Annotated in this window: 38 protein-coding genes and 1 tRNA gene; 26 read left to right on the top strand and 13 right to left on the bottom strand. The window is 69.8% G+C overall.

Annotated elements, in window-relative coordinates:
• Positions 1-25: 25 nt before the first annotated feature.
• From ACTJKO_RS07885 to ACTJKO_RS07855, 7 genes are all read right to left on the bottom strand, one after another.
• Positions 26-766 (bottom strand): hypothetical protein, encoded by a 741-nt coding sequence (locus ACTJKO_RS07885; RefSeq protein WP_440687409.1) that lies wholly within the window; start codon positions 764-766, stop codon positions 26-28.
• 448 nt (positions 767-1214) lie between these two features.
• Positions 1215-2837, bottom strand: coding sequence for a chaperonin GroEL (gene groL / locus ACTJKO_RS07880; protein ID WP_440687407.1), 1623 nt, complete (start codon positions 2835-2837; stop codon positions 1215-1217).
• A 270-nt stretch (positions 2838-3107) separates the two neighbouring features.
• On the bottom strand, positions 3108-3311 hold the full coding sequence (locus ACTJKO_RS07875; RefSeq protein ID WP_058740472.1) for a cold-shock protein: 204 nt from the start codon (positions 3309-3311) through the stop codon (positions 3108-3110).
• 169 nt (positions 3312-3480) lie between these two features.
• Positions 3481-4077, bottom strand: coding sequence for a LytR C-terminal domain-containing protein (locus ACTJKO_RS07870; RefSeq protein ID WP_440687405.1), 597 nt, complete (start codon positions 4075-4077; stop codon positions 3481-3483).
• On the bottom strand, positions 4074-4373 hold the full coding sequence (locus tag ACTJKO_RS07865) for a DUF3263 domain-containing protein (RefSeq protein ID WP_440687403.1): 300 nt from the start codon (positions 4371-4373) through the stop codon (positions 4074-4076). The genes ACTJKO_RS07870 and ACTJKO_RS07865 overlap by 4 nt, the downstream gene beginning before the upstream one ends.
• 105 nt (positions 4374-4478) lie before the next feature.
• Positions 4479-5558 (bottom strand): DUF2332 family protein, encoded by a 1080-nt coding sequence (locus ACTJKO_RS07860; RefSeq protein WP_440687401.1) that lies wholly within the window; start codon positions 5556-5558, stop codon positions 4479-4481.
• On the bottom strand, positions 5558-6046 hold the full coding sequence (locus tag ACTJKO_RS07855; RefSeq protein WP_440687399.1) for a GNAT family N-acetyltransferase: 489 nt from the start codon (positions 6044-6046) through the stop codon (positions 5558-5560). Before ACTJKO_RS07855 ends, ACTJKO_RS07860 begins: the two co-directional genes overlap by 1 nt.
• Before the next feature lie 66 nt (positions 6047-6112).
• Here ACTJKO_RS07855 and msrB point away from each other — a divergent pair, with 66 nt between their 5' ends.
• Together msrB and ACTJKO_RS07845 are read left to right on the top strand one after the other, a co-directional pair.
• The gene (gene msrB, locus ACTJKO_RS07850) at positions 6113-6517 is read left to right on the top strand and encodes a peptide-methionine (R)-S-oxide reductase MsrB (RefSeq protein WP_440687397.1); all 405 of its coding nucleotides are present in this window, start codon (positions 6113-6115) and stop codon (positions 6515-6517) included.
• A 37-nt stretch (positions 6518-6554) separates the two neighbouring features.
• Positions 6555-6627: transfer RNA gene (locus ACTJKO_RS07845), tRNA-Thr, on the top strand.
• 77 nt (positions 6628-6704) lie between these two features.
• Here ACTJKO_RS07845 and ACTJKO_RS07840 read toward each other — a convergent pair.
• The 3 genes from ACTJKO_RS07840 to ACTJKO_RS07830 are packed head-to-tail and all read right to left on the bottom strand — an operon-like array spanning position 6705 to position 8687.
• Entirely contained in the window at positions 6705-7856 is a 1152-nt protein-coding gene (locus ACTJKO_RS07840; RefSeq protein WP_440687395.1) for a tyrosine-type recombinase/integrase, read from the bottom strand.
• On the bottom strand, positions 7856-8257 hold the full coding sequence (locus tag ACTJKO_RS07835; protein WP_440687393.1) for an ImmA/IrrE family metallo-endopeptidase: 402 nt from the start codon (positions 8255-8257) through the stop codon (positions 7856-7858). The genes ACTJKO_RS07840 and ACTJKO_RS07835 overlap by 1 nt, the downstream gene beginning before the upstream one ends.
• Before the next feature lie 40 nt (positions 8258-8297).
• Positions 8298-8687: a helix-turn-helix domain-containing protein gene (locus tag ACTJKO_RS07830; RefSeq protein ID WP_440687391.1), complete on the bottom strand. Its 390-nt coding sequence runs from the start codon at positions 8685-8687 to the stop codon at positions 8298-8300.
• Positions 8688-8804: 117 nt separating this feature from the next.
• Between ACTJKO_RS07830 and ACTJKO_RS07825 the strand changes: the two genes are divergently transcribed.
• The 9 genes from ACTJKO_RS07825 (at position 8805) to ACTJKO_RS07785 (ending at position 13229) form a co-directional block, all read left to right on the top strand.
• Positions 8805-9020 (top strand): helix-turn-helix domain-containing protein, encoded by a 216-nt coding sequence (locus ACTJKO_RS07825; protein ID WP_440687389.1) that lies wholly within the window; start codon positions 8805-8807, stop codon positions 9018-9020.
• Positions 9017-9778: a phage antirepressor KilAC domain-containing protein gene (locus ACTJKO_RS07820; protein WP_440687387.1), complete on the top strand. Its 762-nt coding sequence runs from the start codon at positions 9017-9019 to the stop codon at positions 9776-9778. The genes ACTJKO_RS07825 and ACTJKO_RS07820 overlap by 4 nt, the downstream gene beginning before the upstream one ends.
• Before the next feature lie 41 nt (positions 9779-9819).
• Positions 9820-9948 carry a hypothetical protein gene (locus ACTJKO_RS07815; protein WP_440687385.1) on the top strand — a complete coding sequence of 43 codons (129 nt, stop codon included), beginning with the start codon at positions 9820-9822 and terminating at the stop codon, positions 9946-9948.
• Positions 9949-10124: 176 nt separating this feature from the next.
• A complete protein-coding gene (locus ACTJKO_RS07810) occupies positions 10125-10457 on the top strand; it encodes a hypothetical protein (protein ID WP_440687383.1) in 333 nt (110 codons plus the stop codon).
• 112 nt (positions 10458-10569) lie between these two features.
• Entirely contained in the window at positions 10570-11427 is an 858-nt protein-coding gene (locus tag ACTJKO_RS07805; protein WP_440687381.1) for a YqaJ viral recombinase family protein, read from the top strand.
• The gene (locus ACTJKO_RS07800; RefSeq protein ID WP_440687379.1) at positions 11424-11750 is read left to right on the top strand and encodes a hypothetical protein; all 327 of its coding nucleotides are present in this window, start codon (positions 11424-11426) and stop codon (positions 11748-11750) included. The genes ACTJKO_RS07805 and ACTJKO_RS07800 overlap by 4 nt, the downstream gene beginning before the upstream one ends.
• Positions 11747-12400, top strand: coding sequence for a hypothetical protein (locus ACTJKO_RS07795; RefSeq protein WP_440687377.1), 654 nt, complete (start codon positions 11747-11749; stop codon positions 12398-12400). The genes ACTJKO_RS07800 and ACTJKO_RS07795 overlap by 4 nt, the downstream gene beginning before the upstream one ends.
• On the top strand, positions 12397-12798 hold the full coding sequence (locus ACTJKO_RS07790; RefSeq protein ID WP_440687375.1) for a hypothetical protein: 402 nt from the start codon (positions 12397-12399) through the stop codon (positions 12796-12798). The genes ACTJKO_RS07795 and ACTJKO_RS07790 overlap by 4 nt, the downstream gene beginning before the upstream one ends.
• Positions 12799-12812: 14 nt before the next feature.
• On the top strand, positions 12813-13229 hold the full coding sequence (locus tag ACTJKO_RS07785) for a hypothetical protein (RefSeq protein WP_440687373.1): 417 nt from the start codon (positions 12813-12815) through the stop codon (positions 13227-13229).
• Positions 13230-13231: 2 nt separating this feature from the next.
• Here the strand turns inward: ACTJKO_RS07785 and ACTJKO_RS07780 are convergent, their stop codons facing one another.
• On the bottom strand, positions 13232-13828 hold the full coding sequence (locus tag ACTJKO_RS07780) for a hypothetical protein (protein ID WP_440687371.1): 597 nt from the start codon (positions 13826-13828) through the stop codon (positions 13232-13234).
• Positions 13829-13854: 26 nt separating this feature from the next.
• On the opposite strand from ACTJKO_RS07780, the gene ACTJKO_RS07775 reads away from it, so the two are divergent.
• Genes ACTJKO_RS07775 through ACTJKO_RS07715 form a run of 13 tightly spaced genes read left to right on the top strand, consistent with a single transcriptional unit; the run spans position 13855 to position 20097 of the window.
• Positions 13855-14046 carry a hypothetical protein gene (locus ACTJKO_RS07775; protein WP_440687369.1) on the top strand — a complete coding sequence of 64 codons (192 nt, stop codon included), beginning with the start codon at positions 13855-13857 and terminating at the stop codon, positions 14044-14046.
• Positions 14043-15608 (top strand): DNA cytosine methyltransferase, encoded by a 1566-nt coding sequence (locus ACTJKO_RS07770; protein WP_440687368.1) that lies wholly within the window; start codon positions 14043-14045, stop codon positions 15606-15608. Before ACTJKO_RS07775 ends, ACTJKO_RS07770 begins: the two co-directional genes overlap by 4 nt.
• Positions 15605-16021 carry an HNH endonuclease gene (locus ACTJKO_RS07765; RefSeq protein ID WP_440687366.1) on the top strand — a complete coding sequence of 139 codons (417 nt, stop codon included), beginning with the start codon at positions 15605-15607 and terminating at the stop codon, positions 16019-16021. Before ACTJKO_RS07770 ends, ACTJKO_RS07765 begins: the two co-directional genes overlap by 4 nt.
• On the top strand, positions 16018-16773 hold the full coding sequence (locus ACTJKO_RS07760; protein ID WP_440687364.1) for a hypothetical protein: 756 nt from the start codon (positions 16018-16020) through the stop codon (positions 16771-16773). The genes ACTJKO_RS07765 and ACTJKO_RS07760 overlap by 4 nt, the downstream gene beginning before the upstream one ends.
• Positions 16770-17069: a hypothetical protein gene (locus ACTJKO_RS07755; RefSeq protein WP_440687362.1), complete on the top strand. Its 300-nt coding sequence runs from the start codon at positions 16770-16772 to the stop codon at positions 17067-17069. The genes ACTJKO_RS07760 and ACTJKO_RS07755 overlap by 4 nt, the downstream gene beginning before the upstream one ends.
• The gene (locus ACTJKO_RS07750; RefSeq protein ID WP_440687360.1) at positions 17066-17368 is read left to right on the top strand and encodes a hypothetical protein; all 303 of its coding nucleotides are present in this window, start codon (positions 17066-17068) and stop codon (positions 17366-17368) included. Before ACTJKO_RS07755 ends, ACTJKO_RS07750 begins: the two co-directional genes overlap by 4 nt.
• Positions 17368-17904: a single-stranded DNA-binding protein gene (locus ACTJKO_RS07745; RefSeq protein ID WP_440687358.1), complete on the top strand. Its 537-nt coding sequence runs from the start codon at positions 17368-17370 to the stop codon at positions 17902-17904. Before ACTJKO_RS07750 ends, ACTJKO_RS07745 begins: the two co-directional genes overlap by 1 nt.
• Positions 17904-18071 (top strand): hypothetical protein, encoded by a 168-nt coding sequence (locus ACTJKO_RS07740; protein ID WP_440687356.1) that lies wholly within the window; start codon positions 17904-17906, stop codon positions 18069-18071. The genes ACTJKO_RS07745 and ACTJKO_RS07740 overlap by 1 nt, the downstream gene beginning before the upstream one ends.
• Positions 18068-18211 carry a hypothetical protein gene (locus ACTJKO_RS07735; RefSeq protein ID WP_440687354.1) on the top strand — a complete coding sequence of 48 codons (144 nt, stop codon included), beginning with the start codon at positions 18068-18070 and terminating at the stop codon, positions 18209-18211. The genes ACTJKO_RS07740 and ACTJKO_RS07735 overlap by 4 nt, the downstream gene beginning before the upstream one ends.
• Positions 18208-18987, top strand: coding sequence for a hypothetical protein (locus ACTJKO_RS07730; protein ID WP_440687352.1), 780 nt, complete (start codon positions 18208-18210; stop codon positions 18985-18987). Before ACTJKO_RS07735 ends, ACTJKO_RS07730 begins: the two co-directional genes overlap by 4 nt.
• The gene (locus ACTJKO_RS07725; RefSeq protein WP_440687350.1) at positions 18984-19109 is read left to right on the top strand and encodes a hypothetical protein; all 126 of its coding nucleotides are present in this window, start codon (positions 18984-18986) and stop codon (positions 19107-19109) included. Before ACTJKO_RS07730 ends, ACTJKO_RS07725 begins: the two co-directional genes overlap by 4 nt.
• The gene (locus ACTJKO_RS07720) at positions 19106-19894 is read left to right on the top strand and encodes a WDGH domain-containing protein (RefSeq protein ID WP_440687348.1); all 789 of its coding nucleotides are present in this window, start codon (positions 19106-19108) and stop codon (positions 19892-19894) included. The genes ACTJKO_RS07725 and ACTJKO_RS07720 overlap by 4 nt, the downstream gene beginning before the upstream one ends.
• The gene (locus ACTJKO_RS07715) at positions 19891-20097 is read left to right on the top strand and encodes a hypothetical protein (protein WP_440687347.1); all 207 of its coding nucleotides are present in this window, start codon (positions 19891-19893) and stop codon (positions 20095-20097) included. Before ACTJKO_RS07720 ends, ACTJKO_RS07715 begins: the two co-directional genes overlap by 4 nt.
• 104 nt (positions 20098-20201) lie before the next feature.
• Here ACTJKO_RS07715 and ACTJKO_RS07710 read toward each other — a convergent pair whose 3' ends face one another.
• On the bottom strand, positions 20202-20555 hold the full coding sequence (locus ACTJKO_RS07710; RefSeq protein WP_440687345.1) for a hypothetical protein: 354 nt from the start codon (positions 20553-20555) through the stop codon (positions 20202-20204).
• Between the two features lie 318 nt (positions 20556-20873).
• A complete protein-coding gene (locus tag ACTJKO_RS07705; protein ID WP_440687343.1) occupies positions 20874-21047 on the bottom strand; it encodes a hypothetical protein in 174 nt (57 codons plus the stop codon).
• Positions 21048-21156: 109 nt separating this feature from the next.
• Between ACTJKO_RS07705 and ACTJKO_RS07700 the strand changes: the two genes are divergently transcribed.
• A complete protein-coding gene (locus ACTJKO_RS07700) occupies positions 21157-21423 on the top strand; it encodes a hypothetical protein (protein WP_440687342.1) in 267 nt (88 codons plus the stop codon).
• Between the two features lie 89 nt (positions 21424-21512).
• Positions 21513-21980, top strand: a complete 468-nt coding sequence (locus tag ACTJKO_RS07695) for a hypothetical protein (protein ID WP_440687340.1) — start codon at positions 21513-21515, stop codon at positions 21978-21980.
• Positions 21981-21991: the final 11 nt, after the last annotated feature.

Raw genomic sequence — 21991 nt, 5'->3', positions numbered from 1 at the left:
GCACTTTCCGTCGCTCTCGAGCGCGCTACCCGGCGCGTAGTGCGCTTTCGGCCGGTGCCGCGCGGCGTGTCTCGCGCATTCGCTGGGCGAACGCCTGACGGAGCCGTTCGAACATCACGGCAGGACGGACCATGTCGCTCGCCGTCGCGTGGATGACCAGCCAGTCGTTCACCTCGAAGCCGTTCCTGCGGCGCTGATCGTGACGGAAGGTGCCTTGTTCGCGGTGGTGGTCCCCGTCGTACTCGAGCGCGATCCGGTAGCGGGGCCACGCCATGTCGACCCTTCCGAGGAACACCCCGCGCGCGTCTACGACGTCGATGTTGAGGTCCGGCTCGGGGAAGCCCGCATCGACGACAGCCAATCGGAGTCGCGACTCCATCCCCGATTCCGACCCCACTCGGATCCTCTGCAGTGCGAGCCTGGCGATCCGAGCCGCCCGAGCCCCCGGACGGATCGACCCCGCCAGGTCGTCGATCGTCGCGAGCCGCTTCGGACCGACCAGGTGGTCGCCGAACACCACGAGCTCCGTGACCGACAAGACGGCTGCGCACTCGAACCAGGCTTGCGCGGGCGCACTCACCCGGAGCCCCGCCAGCACACGCACGTCTGCCGACCGCACTCGGTGTCCGATCACCCGGTTCCGACGCATGGCGATGCCGTTCGTCGATGTCACGTGCACGTCGCCGTCCCGCACGGCGGCGAGCAGCGGCGCACCCCAGAGCAGCGCCGCACTGGTGTGACTGAAGTGCTGATCGGGCCGGAGCAAGACCGCGATGGCTTCGATGAGACTCGGCCTCGACCCTGCTCGAGCGCGGACGCCGTGTACGGGAGTCTCGAGGTCCCGCCGTCGGAGCCGACCCGCTGGGACATCGGCCGCGAGCGCATCTCGCACTCGGAAAGGCGCGGACACGAAGGGTTCTGGCAAATGCGACGGACGGGACATGCCGCACATCGTGCTGGTCGAGCTGCCCGGGCGACCCGGCTGGACGGCGACCTGTGGAGAACCGGCGACCCGCGCCTCCTGTGCGGGAGCAACTGACGTCCGCAAGCTGAGCCGAGTGCGCAGAACGCGCCGCGCGCTTCTCACCGAGTGGGCGCGATGTGCCACTCAAGCCTGCCGAGTTTGACGTATTTTGCGCACTCGGTGACCCCCCCCGCCCCCGCACGCAGAAGGGCCCCGCACGCGCAGCGTGCGGGGCCCCTCCGGGGACTGCTTAGAAGTCCATGCCACCCGTCGGGTCGCCGGCCGGGACGGCCGGGGCCTTCTCGGGCTTGTCGGCGACGACGGCCTCGGTGGTGAGGAACAGGCCGGCGATCGACGCCGCGTTCTGCAGCGCCGAGCGCGTGACCTTGGCCGGGTCGATGATGCCCGCGGCGACGAGGTCGACGTACTCACCGGTCGCGGCGTTGAGGCCGTGGCCCGGCTCGAGCTCGCGGACCTTGGCGGCGACGACGCCCGGCTCGAGACCGGCGTTCAGCGCGATCTGCTTGAGCGGCGCGTCGATGGCGACGCGGACGATGTTCGCACCGGTCGCCTCGTCACCCTCGAGCGAGAGGCCCTCGAGCGCGACGGCACCGGCCTGGATGAGCGCGACGCCACCACCGGCGACGATGCCCTCTTCCACAGCGGCCTTGGCGTTGCGGACGGCGTCCTCGATGCGGTGCTTGCGCTCCTTGAGCTCGACCTCGGTCGCAGCACCGGCCTTGATGACGGCGACGCCACCGGCGAGCTTCGCGAGGCGCTCCTGGAGCTTCTCGCGGTCGTAGTCGGAGTCGGTCGCCTCGATCTCGGAGCGGATCTGGCGGACACGGCCGGCGATCTGCTCGGCGTCGCCGGCACCCTCGACGATCGTGGTCTCGTCCTTGGTGATGACGACCTTGCGGGCACGACCGAGCAGGTCGAGCGTCGCGTTCTCGAGCTTGAGGCCGACCTCTTCCGAGATGACCTGGCCGCCGGTGAGGATCGCGATGTCCTGCAGCATGGCCTTGCGACGGTCGCCGAAGCCCGGGGCCTTGACGGCGACGGACTTGAAGATGCCGCGGATCTTGTTCACGACGAGCGTGGCCAGGGCCTCGCCGTCGACGTCCTCGGCGATGATGAGGAGCTGCTTGCCCGCCTGGATCACCTTGTCGACGACCGGCAGGAGGTCCTTGATGTTCGAGATCTTCGAGTTGACGATCAGGATGTAGGCGTCCTCGAAGACGGCTTCCTGGCGCTCGGGGTCGGTGACGAAGTACTGCGACAGGTAGCCCTTGTCGAAGCGCATGCCCTCGGTGAGCTCGAGCTCGGTGCCGAACGTGTTCGACTCCTCGACGGTGACGACACCCTCCTTGCCGACCTTGTCGATCGCCTCGGCGATGAGCTCGCCGATCGTCGGGTCAGCGGCGGAGATCGACGCGGTGGCGGCGATCTGGTCCTTGGTCTCGATCTCCTTGGCGTTGGCGAGGAGCTGGTCGGAGACGGCAGCGACGGCCTTCTCGATGCCGCGCTTGAGCGACACGGGGTCGGCGCCGGCGGCGACGTTGCGGAGGCCCTCGCGGACGAGCGCCTGGGCGAGGACGGTCGCGGTGGTGGTGCCGTCACCGGCGACGTCGTCGGTCTTCTTGGCGACCTCCTTGACGAGCTCCGCACCGATCTTCTCGTACGGGTCGTCGAGCTCGATCTCCTTGGCGATGGAGACACCGTCGTTCGTGATCGTGGGGGCGCCCCACTTCTTCTCGAGGACGACGTTGCGGCCGCGCGGGCCGAGCGTCACCTTCACGGCGTCGGCCAGCTGGTTCAGGCCGCGCTCGAGGCCACGGCGGGCCTCCTCGTCGAAAGCAATGATCTTAGCCATGTGAGTTTCTCGTCCCTCCCGGACGTCGTCATGGGGGTCGTGCTGGCACTCAGCGTGAGCGAGTGCCAACGCCGATTCTGGCACTCGCCGGGTGCGAGTGCAACACGGTCTGGAGGCACGGCGCGACCTCCCAGGTCACGGTGTGCCGACGACGGCACGCGCCGCAGCGCAGGGAGCGGCCGCACCCCGCGACCGACGGACACGGCCGCACACACGAACGCGCCGCCCCTCGCGGGACGGCGCGTTCGGACTGACTCGAAGCGGCGCGACTCAGGCCGGGCGGACGGACTCGGCCTGCGGGCCCTTGGCCCCCGTGCCGACGTCGAACGTCACTGCCTGACCCTCTTCGAGGACCTTGTAGCCCGACATGTCGATCGCCGAGTAGTGCACGAACACGTCCTGGCCCCCTCCATCGACGGTGATGAAGCCGAAGCCCTTCTCGGCGTTGAACCACTTCACGGTTCCGTTGGCCATGATCTCTTGCTCCCTGCGGTGGTGCTGTTGCGGACGGCGCAGTCGCCGTCTTGGCACGACTCTGACCGAACAATGCCGACAGGGCAAGGGGTGTGACGTTCTTTCACGACGATTCCGTCAAGAAGCAACGTGCCGGAAACACGGCCGTCACAAATGCGGACGGAATGCGTCAGCCGGCGTAGTCCGCGCCGAGCACCACGCTGACGTCCGCGTTCGGGAACGCGGCCGACTGCTGCACCGCGGTGGTGCCGAGGCTCTTCGCGATCCCTCGGGCGACGGCCTCCTGCGAGGCCTGCTGGTAGTACACGATCGTCGTGGTCGTCCCGGTGGTGCCGGCGTCGCCCGTCGACCTGACCTTCCACCCGGCGGAGGTCAACGCCGCGCTGCCCTTCGCCGCGAGGCCGGTGGTCGTGGTGCCGTTCAGGACGACGACCGACGTGGAGCCCTGGTCGGCCGGAGTCCCCGCCGCAGGAGCCTGCGATGCCGGGGCCGATGCGGAGGACGAGGCGGACGAGGACGGAGCCGCGCTCGACGATGCGGAGGCGGACGCCGAGGAGGACGCCGCCGGCGAGTCCGAACCGGGGAAGGAGTAGCTGTGGTTGAGGAGCGCGAGGACGAGCACCCCGAGGCCGACGAGCACCCCGGTCGCGAGTGCGGCCCACGCGAACGCGATCCAGCCACGACCACGCCGTTGCGCGCCGCGGTGCGCACCGACCCGCGGGCCGTCGGCGACGTCGTCGAACCGGTCTCGGGGGTATCTCGTCATCGTTCCTCTTCACGTCCTTCGGGAGCCGCACCGGGTGCGACGAAGCTGCGCGTCGCCCGTGCCGTGGTCCGCGCGGAGCGGAGCCGTTGCAGCCGCGAGACCAGCAGGGGGTCGTACGCGAGCGCTGCGGGAGAGTCGATCACACGGTTCAGCACCTGGTAGTACCGCGCCGGCGACATGTCGAACTCGACCCGGATCTCCGCTTCCTTCGTCCGGTCGTGCCGTGCCCGCTCGTGCTCGAACGAGAGCACGTGCTTGGCGAGCTCGCTGAGCTCGTCTGCGGGTGTGGCGGTCACTGCGGTTCCGTTCACGTGGGCGGTCGGGTCTCGCACATCGTAGGGGCGGAGGCGATCCGGACCCTGGCACGCCGCTGGACTGTCGTGAACACCGGTCACAGGTTGTCAGTGCCGGAGCCACCGGACACGGACGCCGAACGGGTCGGAGACCGCCATCGCCACACCGTCGAGGGACGCCGTCGCGAAGGCGTCCGGATCGGCCGGGTCGACGTCCGCCGGCAGGGTCGCGGCGACCCCGCTGAGGATCCCGGTGCGTTCGAGCGCGATCCAGTGCACGCCCCGGTCACGCACCCGGTCGACGAACCGCTGCCGGTCGGCGCCCGGCACGTACACGAGGGTCCCGGTGGTGAGGACCACCGGCTCCACGCCGTCCGGCAGGGCGTCCAGCGCCCGGTCGAGGTCGCCGGGCAGCGTGCCCCGGAGCCGGACGGGAGGCGCGGCGAGCGTCGCCCGCGCGGCCTCGCGCATGAGGGCGGTGCGGTCCGTCGCCTCGGGTGGGACGGCCTCGACGAGCCGGTCGAAGGCGCCGGGCTCGGCGATGTCGATCGGGTTCGGGTCGAGCGCCACGCGCGCCCCGATGCTGATCGGCGTGCTCGTCGGTGCGGGGACGGCGCCCGAGACGTCGACGGTGAGGTGCACCGACGGCTCGGCGACCGCCGTGTGCACCCGGACCGTCATCGTCTGCGCCTCCTGGCGGACATCGCGCCCGGGTGCACCGGAGGGCGACGGCCGCACGACGGCGCGATCCGCGCGGGCGTCGAGCAGGGGCGCGCCGAGCACGCGGTGGTCGAGCGTCACCCGGTCGGGGATCGAGCAGAGCCCGGCCGCGGCCCCGGCGTCGACCAGCCCCAACGGCCGGTCCACCCGGGCGGCGAGCGCCGCGAACAGCGGCACGACGGGACCGAGCCGCCGCGGGTCGTTCGCCTGCACCGTGGCGGAGGCGAGGGCCGCGACGAAGGTGGGGCGCGCCTCCCGGCCGAGCACGCGCAGCGAACCGGGGTCCGACGGATCGGCACCGAGCCGCCGAGCGACCGCGAAGACGAGCTCGGGCTGGCGCTTCGTCTCCGGCACCTCGTCGAGCAGCCCGACCAGTGCGTCGTCGACCGAGCGCGCCCACGCGGCGTACGACGGCGAGACGGACGCGATGCGCTCGGCGAAGGCGGCGTACCGCGTGCGGGTGTCCATCAGCGGTCGACGACGGGCGCACCGGGACGGTGCATGCCGACGTGCCGGATCCCGGCCTCGTCGTAGGGGGCGCCGAACCGGGTGAAGCCGTGGCGTTCGTAGAGGCCGGCGACGTACTCCTGGGCGTGCAGCACGAACGACTCGTGCCCGTGCGCCGCGAGCACGGCGGCCACGAGTCGCCCGGCGATCCCCTCGCCGCGGTGTGCCGGGTCCGTGGCGACGCGGCCGATCACCCACGCCGGTCGGTCCGTACCGTCGGGGTGTGGCTCGTCGGCGGCCGGTCGGATCAGTCGCAGGTACCCGACCGCATCGGTGTCGGTTCCGAACCACCAGTGCTCGGTGTCCGGTTCCCGGTCGCGGCCGTCGAAGTCCTCGGCCTCGACGCGCTGTTCGAGCGCGAACACGCGGTTCCGGAGCACGACGATGCCGTACAGTTCGTCCGTCGTGAGACGGCCCCAACGGGCATGGCGCACGGAATGTTCGGACATCGCGGCGAGTTTACTGAAGTGGCCGGAAGTCCCCACCGAACCCCGGCCCGGAAGCAGGAGGAACACATGGCATACAACGTCGACAAGTCCGACGCCCAGTGGCGCGAGGAGCTCTCCCCGGACCAGTACGCCGTCCTCCGGCAGGCCGGCACCGAGCGTCCGTGGACGGGTGAGCTCCTCGACGAGGAGCGCGCCGGCGTCTACACGTGTGCGGCCTGCGGCGCGGAGCTGTTCAAGAGCGGCACGAAGTTCGACTCCGGCTGCGGGTGGCCCTCGTTCTACGAGTCGGTCCGCCCCGACGCCGTGCAGCTGCTCGAGGACAACTCCCTCGGCATGGCTCGTACCGAGGTCCGGTGCGCGAACTGCGGCTCGCACCTCGGGCACGTCTTCCCGGACGGCTTCGGCACCCCGACCGGTGACCGCTACTGCATGAACTCGATCTCGCTGAACTTCTCGGCGCAGGGCGAGTGAGGCCCGGACGCGCCCACCGTTAGGATGGTGCGCGTCAGCCGGCATGGCGCAATTGGTAGCGCACCGTACTTGTAATACGGGGGTTGTCGGTTCAAGTCCGACTGTCGGCTCGGAAAACCCAGATCAGGCCCCGGATTGCTTCGGCAGTCCGGGGCCTTTTCGTCGTCCCGGGCACGGAAACGTACCGCTAATCGTCGCCGAGACGGTCGAGCAGGTCACGCACGTCCGGTCCCGTGTGGACATGCCCCGTGTAGTGGTCGCGGGTCCAGCGGGTGTCAACGTGGCCGAGCTGCTGTGCCGCGGCGTCGAGGTCCTGGCCGTCTCGGATCATCGTCGCGACGGTCTTCCGGCAGGTGTACGGCACGAGCCAGTCCGGGTAGTCGAGCGCCTCCCGGAACATGCGCCACTGTGTCCGCATGTTGTTCGGCGACCGGAGTGTCCCAACGGACGACGGGAACACCCACTCGGTCCGGGCACTCGCTGCTCGGCGGACCAGCATGCGGACCGCGAACGGTGGCAGGGCGAGCTTGCGGAACCCCGCGGCGGTCTTCGGCTTCGGCTGCCGCTGCAGTCCCTCGCCGCGCACGTGCACGGCGGTGCCGGTGATCGTGACCGTCTTGACCTCTGAGCGGAGGTCGACGTCCTCCCACCGGACGGCCAGCACCTCACCCGTGCGGACGCCGGTCGCGAGCAGCAGGTCGACGACGTCCGCGAGGTCGGTGACCCGCTGTCGTCCGCCGCGGTCCTTCGCGGCGTCCCACTCACGGAGCCGCTGGCGGAGGAGGACGACTTCCTCGCGGCTGATCGTGTGGATCTCGCCGGGCTCGCTCGTGACGTTCTCGGTCTCGCGGACGGGGTTCATGGCGGCGGCGCCGTGGCGCACGGCGAGGGAGAACATCCCCATGAGCACGACGCGACAGAGGGCCGCCGTGGCCTTGCCGATGTTCTCCTCGACAGCGACGAGGTGCCGGTCGACGACTGGGACGGTGACCTCACGGATGCGCAGCTCGCCGAGCGCGGGCCGGACATGGTTCTTGATCGTGCGCCGGTAGACGTCGAGGGTGCCGGTGGCCCTCTTGCCGAGCAGGGTGTCGTACCAGCGGTCGGCGAGGATCGACACTCGTGCTTCCGCGCTGAGGTCGGCACCGTGCAGGCGGACTCGGTCGCGGAGGTGTTCGACAAGCGCGTCCTTCGCCTTCTGCCGGCTGGTGCCGGTGCGGCGCACCTGCCGGGTGACGCCGTCGAAGTCGCGGAAGCGGGCGGAGGCCGACCACTTCGTCCCCTTCCCGGTGGTGCTGATTGTTCCCCAGGTGCCGAGGACGAGCGGTGGGCGCGCCATCAGGTGGTCACGAGCCGGTGGCCGGCGTACGTGCGCTGGCCGAACTTCTTGAGCACGTAGCGGCGGAAGTCCTCGATCACGTTGGGTGTCACGTCGAGCTCCTCGGCGATGTAGTGGGTGTCGGTGCTGATCTGCTCGAGGTGCGCGTAGTCCTCGGGGTGGACGAGCAGGGTCGCGGCGTAGGCGTCCGCCTGGCGTTCGATGTAGCTGTCGGGGCCGAGGTCGCAGGTGTGTCCGTAGTGCACGTGTCCGAGTTCGTGCGCGAGGACCGAGCGGCGCTCGCTTGGCGTGAGGCCGAGGTCGAGGTAGACGCGGTCCTCGAGCGGGCTGTACGCGCCGATCATGTCGTCGGGCAGATGCGTCAGGACGACGCGCACACCCAGGGCGGCGGCGCATTGCATCAGGTCTCTCAATCACTCCCCCGGGGTGTGGTGCGGGCGGCTACTCCGCGTGCGGCTGGTCCGACTTCTTCTTGCCACGGCGAGCGGCGAGGGCGTGGTCGCTCCTCTTGAGGTGCTCGGTGTCGAGGTCGACGTCGAAGTCTTCGTCATCCTCGGCGACGGGTGCGACATTCGATCGCGCTGCCACCGTGCGCTCGGCGTCGGCAAGGATCTCGCGCCAGTCACCCTCGAGGAAGGCGGCAGCACGGGAGAGCTGGTCGATGTCCCAGTGCTTGCCTCCGGCGAGCATGCGCGACATCTGGGCAGGCGAGACACCGACCGCGGCGGCGAGGTCTTGCTGCTCGTGGCCCCGGCGGACCATGAGGCCCTTGATGATCGCGGCAACCTCCTTCGTAAGGTTGCTCGGCTCAGGACGTGCGCTTGCTGGCATGAGTCGAAAACTATCAGTTTTGGAAAGTTGGGCGCAAGTCATGTCATCTGGGTTGCTATATGGAAATCTGCGTGGCACGCTTTCCATATGGCAACCACTTCACCGGCATCCCGGACGGTGGCAGACGAGGTGCTGGCGATCTTGGCCCGCAAGCGTCTGACACGGTCCTGGCTGACCGAATCCACTGGCATCCCGATCGCGACCATGTCGCGTCGCCTCAACGCACAGTCTGCGTTCACGATCGATGAGCTCGTGAGCATTGCCCAGGCGTTGGAGGTCCCCCTCGGCGAGATCCTCGGCCCCATCGCCACGACCGCGGCGGTCGCGGCATGAGCGCGAAGGCGCTGGACATCTTCCGGTTCTCCGGCCGCGATGTCCGGATGATCCTGGTCGACGGCGAACCCTGGTTCGTCGCCGCGGACGTCATCGCGCTCCTCGACCTCGACCGCACCGCGCTCCGTCGCGTCGACGAGGACGACAAGGGGGTGGATTCAGTCCACACCCCCGGAGGCGGACAGCAGCTCGTCACCGTCAACGAGGCTGGCCTCTACTCGCTCGTGCTCGGATCACGCAAGCCCGAGGCGCGCGAGTTCAAGCGGTGGGTGACGCACGAGGTGCTCCCGAGCATCCGCCGCACTGGTCAGTACGTCGCGCCGGCACCGGAGGACGACGCGCTGCTCGTCGCACGGGCACTCGTCGCCGCACAGGGCATGCTCGCCGCGAAGGACCAGCAGATCGCCGCGCTCACGCCACGCGCCGAAGCGTGGGACGACCTCGCGTCTGCGGAGGGCACGTTCCTCGTCGCCGACGCCGCGAAGATGCTCGCGAAGGCCGGCATCGAGATCGGTGCCACGCGCCTGTTCCAGCAGCTCGCCGACATGCGGTGGATCTACCGCGCGCAGGGCGACGGCCGGTGGCGCTGCAAGCAGACCGTGATCGAGCTCGGCTACATGGAGCAGGTGCCGATGACTCGCGAGAGCCACACCACGCACGAGCGGGTCCCGGCTCCGCCGCAGGTCCGGGTCACCGTGAAGGGCCTCGAGCGCCTCCGCGTCCGCCTCGGCCGTGACCTGCTGGCGGTGGCGTCATGAGGACCGCCGGCGCACTCGGGTACCTGTCTCTCGTCGCGGCTGTGTTCGCATCCGCAGCGCCGCACGGGTCCGTTCTCTGGGCGGCCCTCGTGTTCGTGTTCGTCGCCCTGTTCATGGCCGCCCTGATCCGGGTGCTCGCCGTTCTCAACGCTCCGAAGCACGACCGATGACGGGCCCCGGCATCACCACCGCTGATCGCGTGCAGTTCGAGCTCGACGACGAGGCGGAAGCGAAGGCGCTCGCCCGCGCCGCCGAGTGGGACCCCACCGACTGCGACTGACCGTCGCACCTCTTCTCCGCGCCCCGCCCCGGGAGCGCGTCATCAACCAAACCCAGGAGACACACCGTGACCACCACGACCACCCGCACCAGAGCGGACCGCATCCAGCAGCTCGCCGACTTCCTCGCCGCGCACCCCGAGGTCGACGCCGACCTCTCCGACAACTCCATCAACCACCGGCCGGTCCTGCACTTCCACCCGAAGTCCGCCGCCGACGTGAAGACCCTCATCGCCGCGCTCGACACCACCCCCGACGACTGGGACCGGTCGTCCATCAGCAGCGGCTTCGTCCACCTCGACAGCGGCGCCCTCGGGTACGCGTCGATCTTCGTCCAGCTCCCTCGCGTGGTGCAGCCCGCCCGCGTCGTCGCTCCCGAGGTCGCGGAGCTGTTCGCATGAGCGCCCTCATCGCCCTCGGCGCCGTCGCTGCCGCGCTCGTCCTCACCGCCGCCGCCCAGTGGGTCGCAGCCGAGAGCACAGGCCCCCGCATGCAGGAGTGGAGGGACCGCTGGTGAGCACGATCCTCGCGTCCTCCACGGACCGCCCGGCATGGCTCGCAGCCCGTCGGGGTGGAGTCACCGCCACCGACATCGCCCGCCTCGTCCGCGGCGGCGCCGGCACCTGGGCTGCCATCCGCGCCGAAAAGGCCGGCACCGCACGGGACTTCCACAACGCCGCGATGCAGCACGGCAACGACCGGGAGCCCGTTGTCCTCGCGTACGCGCAGTCAGCGTTCGGACTGCTCCCCTGCGGCGACCTCTACGCCGCCGACGACGAACCCCGTTTCCTCGCCACCCCGGACGCGATCAACGCTGACGAGATCGGTGAGGTGAAGACCACCGTGCACGACTGGGAGGTCCTCTCCGACGTTCCCGGCCGCTACATCGACCAGATGCTCTGGCAGATGCGCGTCACGGGACGCCGCCGGGGCCACCTGATCTTCGAGCCGCACGAGAACGGCGTCCCGACGTACCCGTGGCCGAAGCACTTCCTCGTCGAGTACGACGCGGAGCGTGTGGCCGTGCTCGAGCGGACCGCGCACGAGTTCCTCGCCGGCGAGCAGGAACCCGACGAGGAGGCCGCCGCGCTGGACGCGCTCCTCACCGAGTTCGTGGAGCTCGACGAGATCGCCGCGGTAGCCGCTCGTCGCCGCGACGAGGCGAAGGCCCGGATCGAGGAGCAGCTGCACGGCGAGCCGAAGCGGTTCGAGGGGTCGGTCGCGAACCTGACCCGTTCCGCGGACTCGACGTCGCGCCGGTTCGACTCGGCCGCGTTCAAGAAGGCCGCGCCGGACACGTTCGAGCAGTTCCAGATCGCCGTCCCGGTGAAGGGGCGGCTCACGATCACGACAAGGAGCGACGCAGCATGAGCACGATCACGGCAGAGCGTGTCCGCGGGGACTTCCCCGCGGGGCGCGCCCTCTACAAGCTCAGCCAGCCGACCACGTCCGAGGAGCATCCCGAGCCGTTCGAGTTCGTCGTTCTCAGCTTCGGTCGGGACGGCGACACCTGCGCGTTCCCCGCGAACGAGCGCGGCGGGATCGAGGACTTCTTCGGGTTCGGCTTCGGCATGGGTCCGAGCCGACACCTCGACCACTCCGAGCTCGACGCCTACGTCCAGGAGTGCATCGATCAGCACGAGCGTGACGGCGGGTCGGGCTTCACCAGCTACCGAGAGGGGACCCGCGCATGACGAGCGCTACCGAGAGAACGGTCGACCGCGACCCGCTTGACGTCCTCCGCGACCCGTTCCCCGCCGAGCAGATCGGCTACCTGCCGAAGCCCGTCAGCCGCGATGAGAAGGAGCGGTACGGCTGCAAGCAGGGCACCAGGGCGTCCGCCGACGGGATCTTCTGCGGCGGCTACCACGTCCGGTCGAACCACCTGGCCTACGTGGGCCACGCCGCTCTCACGGCACGGCTCCTCGACGCCGACCCGGCGTGGTCGTGGGAGCCCGTCGCGTTCGACGACCGCGGGCTTCCTGCCCTCGACCAGAACGGCGGCCTCTGGATCCGCCTCACCGTGGCCGGCGTCACCCGTCTCGGATACGGCGACGCGCAGGGCAAGAACGGCCCGAACGCCGTCAAGGAAGCGATCGGCGACGCGCTCCGCAACGCCGGCATGCGGTTCGGCGCCGCACTGGACCTCTGGTCCAAGGAAGACCTCCGCGCGAACCAGGAGCAGGAGTCCGCCCGCGAGTGGGTCGTCGAGGCTCAGGCGCAGGACACCGTCGACGGCGTCCGCGCGGTGTGGAAGGAAGCCCGCGAGGCCGGCGCCGACGTGAAGGTGCTCGACCAGATCAGCGCGGTCGGCACGGCGATGACGTCCGGGGGTGCGCAGTGAGCGGCACCGACATCGTGAACCAGGCGTCCGGGGAGCTCGTTACGTACGATCCCGTCGGCCCCGCCGAGCTCGAGCTGATGATCCGCGTCCTCACCGACCGCCTCGAAGCGTCCGTCCCCGTGCTCCGCACCATGTGGCACGACCGGTACGAAGCCGAGCGGGCGCTCATCGAGGGCCGCGCCAAGGCGATGCTCTCCGCGAAGGGCGCCACCGTCACCGAGAAGCGCGCCGAGGCGGACCTCGCGTCCCTGCCGCTGCGCCTCGAGTTCGACCTCAAGAAGGAAGCGCTGCACGCCGGCGAGGAGCTGCAGAAGGCCCTCACCGCGAAGCTCTACGGCCTCCTCAACCTCAACAAGGCCGTCACCGCGGCCTACCAGTCCTACGGCCACGGCCGCTGATCCCGGAGATCCTCATGTCCGAAGTGCTCCCGCCACCGCTCCCCGGCCTCGATGCCGTCGAGTCCGGCCGGTGGACCCTCGTGCTCCCGTACGAGACGCCGCCGCTGACCGCGAACCAGCGCATGCACCACATGGCCCGCCACCGCCACGTGAAGGCGCTGCGCGGCACCACGACGATGCTCGCCCGCGCGGCGCGCATCCCCTCGCTCAACCGCTGCACGGTCACGCTCACCTGGTTCGTGAACACCCGCCACCGGCGCGACGCCGACAACGTCGTCCCGACGCTCAAGGCCGCGTGCGACGGACTCGTCGACGCCGAGATCGTCCCCGACGACGTGCCCGAGTTCATGGCGAAGCTCATGCCCGTCATCACGTACCGGCCCGGCGTCCGTCAATCGCTCGAGCTGCTCGTCGAGGCGGTGACGCTATGACTTCAGCCCTCGTCCGCTTCGCGATACTTCCCGTCCTCGAGTTCGTCGAGCGCAGTCTCCAGCGCGTCCCGCATTACTCGAACGCGCTCCGGCCAGTCGGCTGTGTCGCTAACCCAGGAGTTGAGCATCGCGTGAGCAGTGCCGGTCGCAAGGATCCATCGCCACTCCTTGCCGCCCCGCCTAGCGGCGATCTGCAGCAGGTCGAACAGGTCCTGCATCGGGTTCGGCCGGAGCGACAGCGCACTGGCGCTAAGGCTGAGGATACCGAACTGGCGAACGGCGCCAGCGGACTTCTGATGACGACGAGGGGCGCGACGCCAACCTCTTGCGTCATAGGTCCGCGAGAACGAGTCCACCCATGGCTCGACGCGCCGCGCGAACGCTTCACGCGCTCGCCTCTCTCGGTTATCCCGCTCCTCGGCTTGGATCGCGCTGGTCAGAGCATTCGCCCGACTCGCTGCGCGCCACGACGCAATTCCGACGAAAGTGCCGGCAGCGGCGACGAGTCCCGGAAGCACGTAGTCCTTGCCGAAGTCGTACACCCAGCTGTGCGCGACGGAGACCGGCGTTTGCGCGGCCAGGAGTATCTCAAGGTCCACACGCCGAGCGTAGCGACCGGTGCGCGATGAGCGGCCGCCCCATCACCACCCGCACCCGAATGGCGATCGCTGCCGCCGTGATCGCTGGGAAGCAAGACCAGCACATCGCCAACGAGTTCGGCGTCGCCCGGTCGTCGGTTGAGCGCGTCCGCAAGGAGCGCGACCTCTCCGCGAACTTCGGCCCCGGCCGACCCACCAGAGAGGAGAAGACCCCGTGAAGACGCTCACCCGTCGACCGCAGCAGATGCGTCGACGTCGCGCCCGGCGACTGTTCCGTCGCCACCCGCGGATCGTCTCGCTGTTCTCCGGGTACGGCGGCCTCGAGCTCGGCGTGCAGTCCGTGATCGGCGGCAACGTCATCGCGCACGTCGAGTTCGACGACGCCCCGTCGCGTATCCTCGCGCACCACTGGCCGACCGTCCCGAACCTCGGCGACGTCACCGCCGTCGAGTGGGCGACGTTCATCGCCGAGCACCCCGAGGTTGGCTACCTCGAGCACGGGTACCGGCCGGGCCTCATCGTCGTCGGCGGATTTCCCTGCCAGGACGTGTCCCTCGCCGGTCTCCGCCGAGGACTCAAGGACGGCACTCGCTCGGGCCTGTGGACCGAGTTCGCACGAGCCATCGACAAGCTCCGACCGGAGCTCGTCGTCATCGAGAACGTGAGGGGACTGCTCAGTGCGACGGCTGATCGGCACATGGAATCCGACCCGTGGGGTCTGGGAGACCGACCGGATGGACCTGCTCTCCGAGCACTCGGAGCCGTTCTCGGCGACCTGGCCGAGCTCGGGTATGACGCGGAGTGGTGTGGCCTTCGAGCTGCCGACGCCGGCGCTCCCCACGGCCGGTACCGCGTCTTCATCGTTGCCTACCCCGCGGGCAGCGGACGCGAGGCTCGCTACGACAGGTTCGCCGTCTCAGCGGAAGCACGTGGCGGATGGCTTCGGGAATCTGCCCGAGGTGGTCGCGGTCAACTTGCTACCGACACCGCTGACCTCGGAGGCCCGAGGGATCGGGGCGCACGGGCAGGGAGCGCAGGATCTTCGTACGACGATCGCGCTGCTGAAGACGCCGCTGTCGAACCTCGGGGAGAACGGCGGGTCGCAGCACCCGGACAAGCGCCGGGCGGGTGGGCACGGACCGACGTTGGCGGACGAGGTGGAGCACTTGCTGCCAACCCCGACCACGCAGCCGACGACGGGGAACGGGCACGCTCGGGACCTCCGATCGGAGACGGTGGCGCTGCTTCCCACGCCGGCGGCACACGATTCGGGGAACACTCCGGAGAATCACCTGCGGAAGAAGCCGGGCCGCTCGGTGGTGACGTCGCTGCAAGTGCTGGTCGATCACGACCTCATCGCGACTGGGGGCCGTATCGTGCCGCCGTCGACCGCTGGGAGCGAGTCACCGGACGACTAGCCCCGGCCCCGACGAACCCCGACGGTCGCGGTGGCGCACACCGCCTCGCACCCGAGTTCGTCGAGTGGATGATGGGCCTACCGGTCGGTCACGTCACAGCGGCGCCGGTAACGCGCGCCCAGCAGCTCAAGGCGCTGGGCAACGGTGTCGTCCCACAGCAGGCGGCGCTTGCCCTCCGTGTACTCCTCGACCGCCCGACGCCGGATCGTGGTCGCGGACGCTTCAGCCTCTCGTCGAGCGATCTCGGCGAAGTGGGCGCGAGCAACGGCGCTGATGTCGGTTCGGGTGGCGGCCTCAGAAGCAATGACGGTCATACAGAAATTTTACCGTCGGTTTTCGGCCAACTTCGGGGTACCCCGTGATCGGCCCAAAGGTGCAGCGCCCGACCCCGGCTGAGGAGGCGTGGGCGTACGTCACCGTCACCGAGCGGGACGGGGAGCTGTGCCAGCGGTGTCTGCGGGCACAGGGCTCGAACCGGGACCACCGGCTGAACCGGTCGCAAGGCGGCCTCACCGTCCCGTCGAACCTGCAGCTCCTGTGCGGCACGGGAACGACCGGCTGCCACGGGTGGCGGACGGAGAACCTGCGGGCCGCGCTCGAGGACGGGTGGCGGGTCCCCGCCGGGCAGGACCCACGGGAGTGGCCGGCACGCCGGTGGCTCCGCACCGAGGTCGGGACGCTGCGGGCGTCGTGGGTGCTCTATGACGACGACGGCGGGTGGACCGAGATCAGCGCCGCGGAGGCGCGCAGACGAATGGAAGGAGTTGCGAGGTGAGTAGAGATCCCGGGAAGGACGACCGTCTGTTCCTGCAGCTCGCGCTCGACTTCGACGACAACCCGAAGATCCGGCCGCTGTCGGACAAGGCGTTCCGGACGCTGGTGCAGTTGCTGCTGTACTCGGCGAAGGCGGGCACGGACGGGCGCATCGACGCGGCGCTGTTCCGCACGTTCGGGACGCCGAAGGCCCGGAACGAGCTGCTGTCGAACCACCCGACGCGACCGTCGGTGATGGAGCGGGACGGCGCGTTCTGGCTTCACCACTTCGAGCGGCACAACCGCACGGTCGCGGAGATCGAGTCGCTTTCGAAGAAGCGTGCGGCGGCTGGGTCGAAGGGTGGCAAGGCGAAAGCAAGTGCTAACCAAGCTGGCAAGCAAACGCCGCCGCAAAGCGGTAGCCGGGTGCCCCCCAGAAGTCCAGATCCTCAGATCACAGATGACAGAAGTGACCAAGACTCTTCGTCGTCCGTCCAGTTGGTAGACGCGGGCGAGGACTGGACGGACGACGAGCTCAACGCGCAGGCCATCCGATCGTTCGGGTACCTCGAGCTCGAGGACTTCCCTCGGGTGCGGTCGGAGATCGCGAAGGCGACGGGTCGCATCCCGACGTCGCTGCAGGTCACGCAGATCGCGCAGACGATCCTCGCCCGGGGTGGTGCGAAGCGGTCGCCGACGGGTTACGTGCTCGCATCGATCCGGGCGGACTGGGCCGAGTGGCAGCAGTGGCTCGACAACGGGGTGGCGTCGTGATCTCCCCCGACTGGGACGTGTTCGTCGCGTCGCTGGACATCGTGGACCTCCTCACTGAGGTGCCGGGCGGTCGCCGTGACCGAGCGATGCGGGTCGTGCACGAGGCCCGGAAGCGCGAACGGGAGCACCCGCTCGACGGCGACGACTGGGCGCGGGCCCTGGCTGAGGCGGCCGAGTGGAACCAGCGCCACTCCGCGGAGCGGCGGGCCCAGCGCATCGAGAACCAGCGGCGCCGAGAGCGCGCCGCGATCAACAGGGCGGCACGAGCCGCATCACCGAGAGGACACGCAGTATGAGCAGCAAGACCGTGAAGGCCACCGCCTTCCTCCAGATCGAACCCGAGTGGTCGCCGCTCGCCTACGGCAGCGACCGCGACAACCCCGCCAGCGTCCGCTGCGCGAAGGCCGTCGCCATCACACAGAAGCGGTCGAAGTCGCCGCGACCCGGCACCGTCGAGGTGAAGATCACCATCGAGATCCCGGCTGGCGCGTTCGTCCCGCTCCGGCCCGAGGCGACCGTCGTGATCCCCGAGGAGCTCATCACCGCGCACCCGATCGTCGTCGAGGCGGCCGACGCGGGCGAGGAGGCACGCTGATGGCCGGCGAGACCGTCATTACCGTCGTCGGCAACCTCACCGCCGACCCCGAGCTGCGGTACACGCAGAACGGCCTCGCGGTCGTGAACTTCACGATCGCGTCGACCCCGCGGACCCTGAACCGGCAGACGAACGAGTGGGTGGACGGCGACGCGCTGTTCCTCCGTGCGTCGGCCTGGCGCGAGTTCGCCGAGCACATCGCCGGCAGCCTGACGAAGGGATCGCGCGTCATCGCGCAGGGTCGTCTCCGTCAGCGGTCGTACCAGGACCGCGAAGGGCAGCAGCGCACGTCGATCGAGCTTGAGGTCGAGGAGATCGGCCCGTCCCTCCGCTACGCGACCGCGCAGGTCACCCGTGCCGCCCGAGGCGGAGCAGGCGGGCAGCCGCAGGGCGGTGGTCAGTGGCAGGGCCAGCAGCAGGCCGGCCCGCAGCAGGACCAGGGGTGGCCCGCGCAGCAGCCGGGGCAGCAGGGCGGTGCGCAGGGTCAGGACGCGTGGACCTCGCAGCAGACCTTCGACGACGAGACGCCGTTCTGATGGCCGCCCGCAATCTCGGGTCGATCCCGATCAAGGGGTCGGTCGTCATCGAGTGGGACAACGGCTCCCGCACCGTCGTCGGCGAGGTGTCGACCTACGTCGAAATCAAGCTCGATGACGAGGAGCCGGTCACCCTCTCGAAGTCGTGGAACCAGGAGGGGTCATGACCATCACCCAGGGCAACGACCTCGGCCCGTACGACTACGGCGACCCGAAGTCCCCCACCTACGCCATCGCGGCCGAGCAGCGGGCCGCCCGCGCACGACAGCTCCGCGAGGAGCACGACCAGACCAGGAGAGACCAGTGACCATCACCCCGCCCGACACCCACGACGAAGAGCTCACCCTCGCGCTCCTCGTCGAGCGGGCACGCCGCCGCCTCACCGAAGCCCCCGAGCTCGTCGAGTACGTCCGCGTCCGCCGACAGCCCGGCGGTGCGGTCCGCGACGGCCAGCCCGGCGCACCGTCCCGCACCCCGCCCGCCCCACTCCACGTCGGAGCCCTCGACGACGCCGACGCGATCTACGTCGACCTCGTCGGCCACGTCCGCCGATGGGCACGGGAACTGTCGATCACGACCCTCAAGGTCGCGCTCCGCTCCTGGCAGTGGACCACCGACGGTGTCCTCCTCGGCTTCCGGTCCACCACCACCCCGCCCGGCGCCGCCGAGCTCACCCGCGACCTCACCGACTGGCTGCTGCTGCACCTCGACCGGATCGCCGCGCACCCGGGCGGCCCCGAGTTCCTGCACGACGTCGCGCACGTCATCGAGGCGGTCTACTCCCGGTTCCCGCTCGAAGCCCGCCCGGAGCGGCCGCACTGGAACCGGAAGTGCGAGCAGTGCGGCGAGTACGCCGTCACCGCGGACTGGCGGCCCGACGCAGAGATCCGCGACGTGACCGTCTGGTGCGAGTCCTGCTCGCACGTGCTCGTGTCCACGGACGGCGCCGGCACCGTGCACGTCCGTGGGGGCGAGTCTCCCGACCAGCGTGCGGCGGGCCGGAAGCTCGCTCGCATCGTCCGGCAGATCGCTGTCGGCACATCCGTCCCCCGCATCGAATCCCTCGAAGGAGCATCAGCATGAACGACACGCAGCGCTGCGGCGCAACCGCACGAGTCCACGGCGAGGCCGTCCGCTGCGACCTCCTGAAGGGTCACGACGGCCAGCACCGCGACTACATCGAGGACGCGAGGTGGGGAGCATGACCGACTGGACCGAGATCGAGCAGGCGCGCGCCAAGGCGCACGCGAAGCACGGCGACAACAGCATCGAGGGCATCACAGCAGACGACCCGCGGTGGCTGTCGATCCTCGCCGAGGAAGGCGGCGAGACGTCCGAAGCGACGCTCCTCGCGTGGAACGCGCTCCTGCAAGCCCGCCTCGGCAGAGTGGCGCACGAGCAGACCTACGACGCGACCGGATCGCTCCGCGGCGAGCTGATCGACGTTCTCGCGGTGGCCTCGGCATGGCTCGACGCCCTCGACGGACGCACGACGATGCCGACGGCGGCGGGTGTCCTGCACGAGATCGTCACCCGCATCGACGAGGCCCGGTACGCCAACGGCGAGACGACGTCACCGTGGGGCAACACCGATGTGCGCGAGCTGCTCGCTCACCTCCGACAGCCCTTCACCGAAGGCGGCGAGACGTCGGTCGCAGGCGACGAGCACCACACCCTCGACGAGCTGTACGACTACCGCCTGCTCTACAACGCCCTCGCCGCGAACGAGTGGGCGGCTCACGGGACATACCCCGTCGTGAAGTCCTGGCGGCATTCGGACGGCGAGGAATGCTTCGGGGGCGGCTGGTTCATCGTCGTCGCCACACTGCCGACCGGGCAGGTGTCGAACCACTACGCGGCCGAGCACTGGGAACTGTTCGCGGTGCCTGCCGTGGCGACGCCGCCGGAGTACGACGGGCACGACCCCGCGGATGCCGCCCGCCGGATGCGCGCCCTGCTCTCGCACCCAACGCCGACCACCGACACGTGACCGGGCTGGACCCGACGCGGCTCGTCACGCTCCGCGCCGCCGAGAAGCTCGTCGGCCGCTCCCGTCGCACCCTGCTCGCCTGGCAGGCTGACGGGATGCCGACCGAGCTTCTCGGCGGGGAGCGGCACGTTCGCGTCTGTGACCTCCTCGACTGGCAGCGGAAGCACGGCCGCCGTCACGGCAGGGCCCGCGACTACCTGTGACACCCGAACGGGGTACACCCGAACTGCACCCCCGGGGTGATATGCTTCGCATGCATCACGACTAGGCCCAGACCACACGGTCCGGGCCTTTCGTGTAACTCGGACTAGGTCGCCAGCACCTGGCCGATGAACACGAAGCTCGCACCTGCCGATGCGAGAGCGAACCCCAGCGCGTTCGTCTGCAGCGCTCGATGGCGACGGCGGATCGGCCGCACGCCGGAGTGCTCCTGCTGGGACGTCGTCACCGCGTCCGCGGACTGGGCAGCAAGCCCCACCGCCACGACGGCGGCACCGATGATATTCATCGTCCGAACATCGAGGTGCCGCGCGAACAACGCCGCCGACCACGCGAACAGTGTCGCGGTCACCAGTAGCGCTGCGAAGTTGAACCACCAGTGCTGCCGAGGGTGGCGATCAAGGTGCGCGTTCAACTTCGCGTTGACCTGAAGTTTGCTCATCGACCAAACGTATTGGTCCAGCCTTCCCCGACACCCGCAGACACACCACGTCCCGCTGCGTCGAGTGCTTTCGGGGACCCCTTCACGGGGTGGGCGTCAACGCGTGTCGTCACTGCACGCGATGGGCGCCCCACGACGGCCGCCGATTTCCCGGCCGAGGACGCACCAGCGCCCACCCCGGAACACGACCAGGCCGAGATGCTGAGGGAAGCGGCACTGACGCCACGGACTCGACGAGATCGGCCGACGGATTCAGGACCCGCCCCGAGAAACACGAGGGCCCGAGCGCAAAGCATCTGCGCCCGGGCCGATCATCGCCTACTCGCCTGCCGAGCTTCCCGGCTGAGGGCCGCCGTCCAGGTAGCGGAACGCAAGCGCGAGCTCGCTGATGACCTTGGCGTTCGCACCAGAGGTGATCTTCGCGCTGAGGTGGTCGAGCAGCTGGTCGGCGGTCTGGTTCCGCTTCGAGATGAGGTCGTTGTAGTTGGGCACGGACGTGCTCCTCTCGGTAAGTGAAGGGTCCTCGCATGCTACACACGGCCACCGACGGAACCGACGACCTCAGCACCCACCGCACCCGCAGCAACGTCAGGAGCACCCCATGGCCGGCCTCAACTTCGGTTCCGACTTCAACGACGCCCTCGTCGCCCTCGCCGGCTGGGACCCCGCAACCGTCGACCCCTCCACCGTCGACGTCCCCTTCGTGAACCTCACCGGCGACGAGACCACCATCCGCGTCACCGCGACCGCGAACGTCGCCACTGCCGACCTGAAGGCACTCCTCACCGAGTACGCGAAGCCCACCGAGGACCCGACCGTCCCGGACCTGACAGCCACGAGCACGGACACCGCAACACCCGCAAGCTGACCCACCTTCGATGAGCGCCCAGGCGGCGCACGGAGACGAGAACCATGACCGACGAGGCCCAGGCCCCTGGCCCAGTCCAGGACCCCGCTGTGCGCGCACGAGTCGCCGAGCTGCATGCGGCCGGCATGGGTCGGAACGCGATCGCGTCGGAGCTAGGTCTCGGCACGTCGACGATCACCCGGATCGCGAAGGCGCTGGGTCTGGACTTCTCGCGTGCTCAGACGGCCGTCGCGGTCGCCGCTCGGGTGCGGACGCTCAAGGAGCGCCGTGCCGACATCGTCGCTCGGCTGTACGCACGTGCGGAGGCGAACCTCGACCGGCTCGAGGCTGGCACGTTCCGCACGCTGGTGCGCGGTGAGGGCGGCGCTGAGCATCCGACGACGCTCGACTTCGTCCCGCCGGAGCATGACCGGGCGCTCGTCGCGACGATCAGCACGGCGCTGACCGCTGCCGCGAAGCTCGAGCTGCAGGACGGTGACCAGAAGGCCGACGACGCGAAGTCGCTGCTCCGTTCCCTCGGTGCCGCGCTGCAGGCCGTCCCCGACGGGGACGAGTAGGCGCCTCGGTC

The sequence above is a fragment of the Curtobacterium sp. 22159 genome (assembly GCF_052045775.1).
Classification (GTDB): domain Bacteria; phylum Actinomycetota; class Actinomycetes; order Actinomycetales; family Microbacteriaceae; genus Curtobacterium.
The sequence above is the reverse complement of the archived record's forward strand: the minus strand, read 5'-3'. Positions and strand labels throughout refer to the sequence as shown.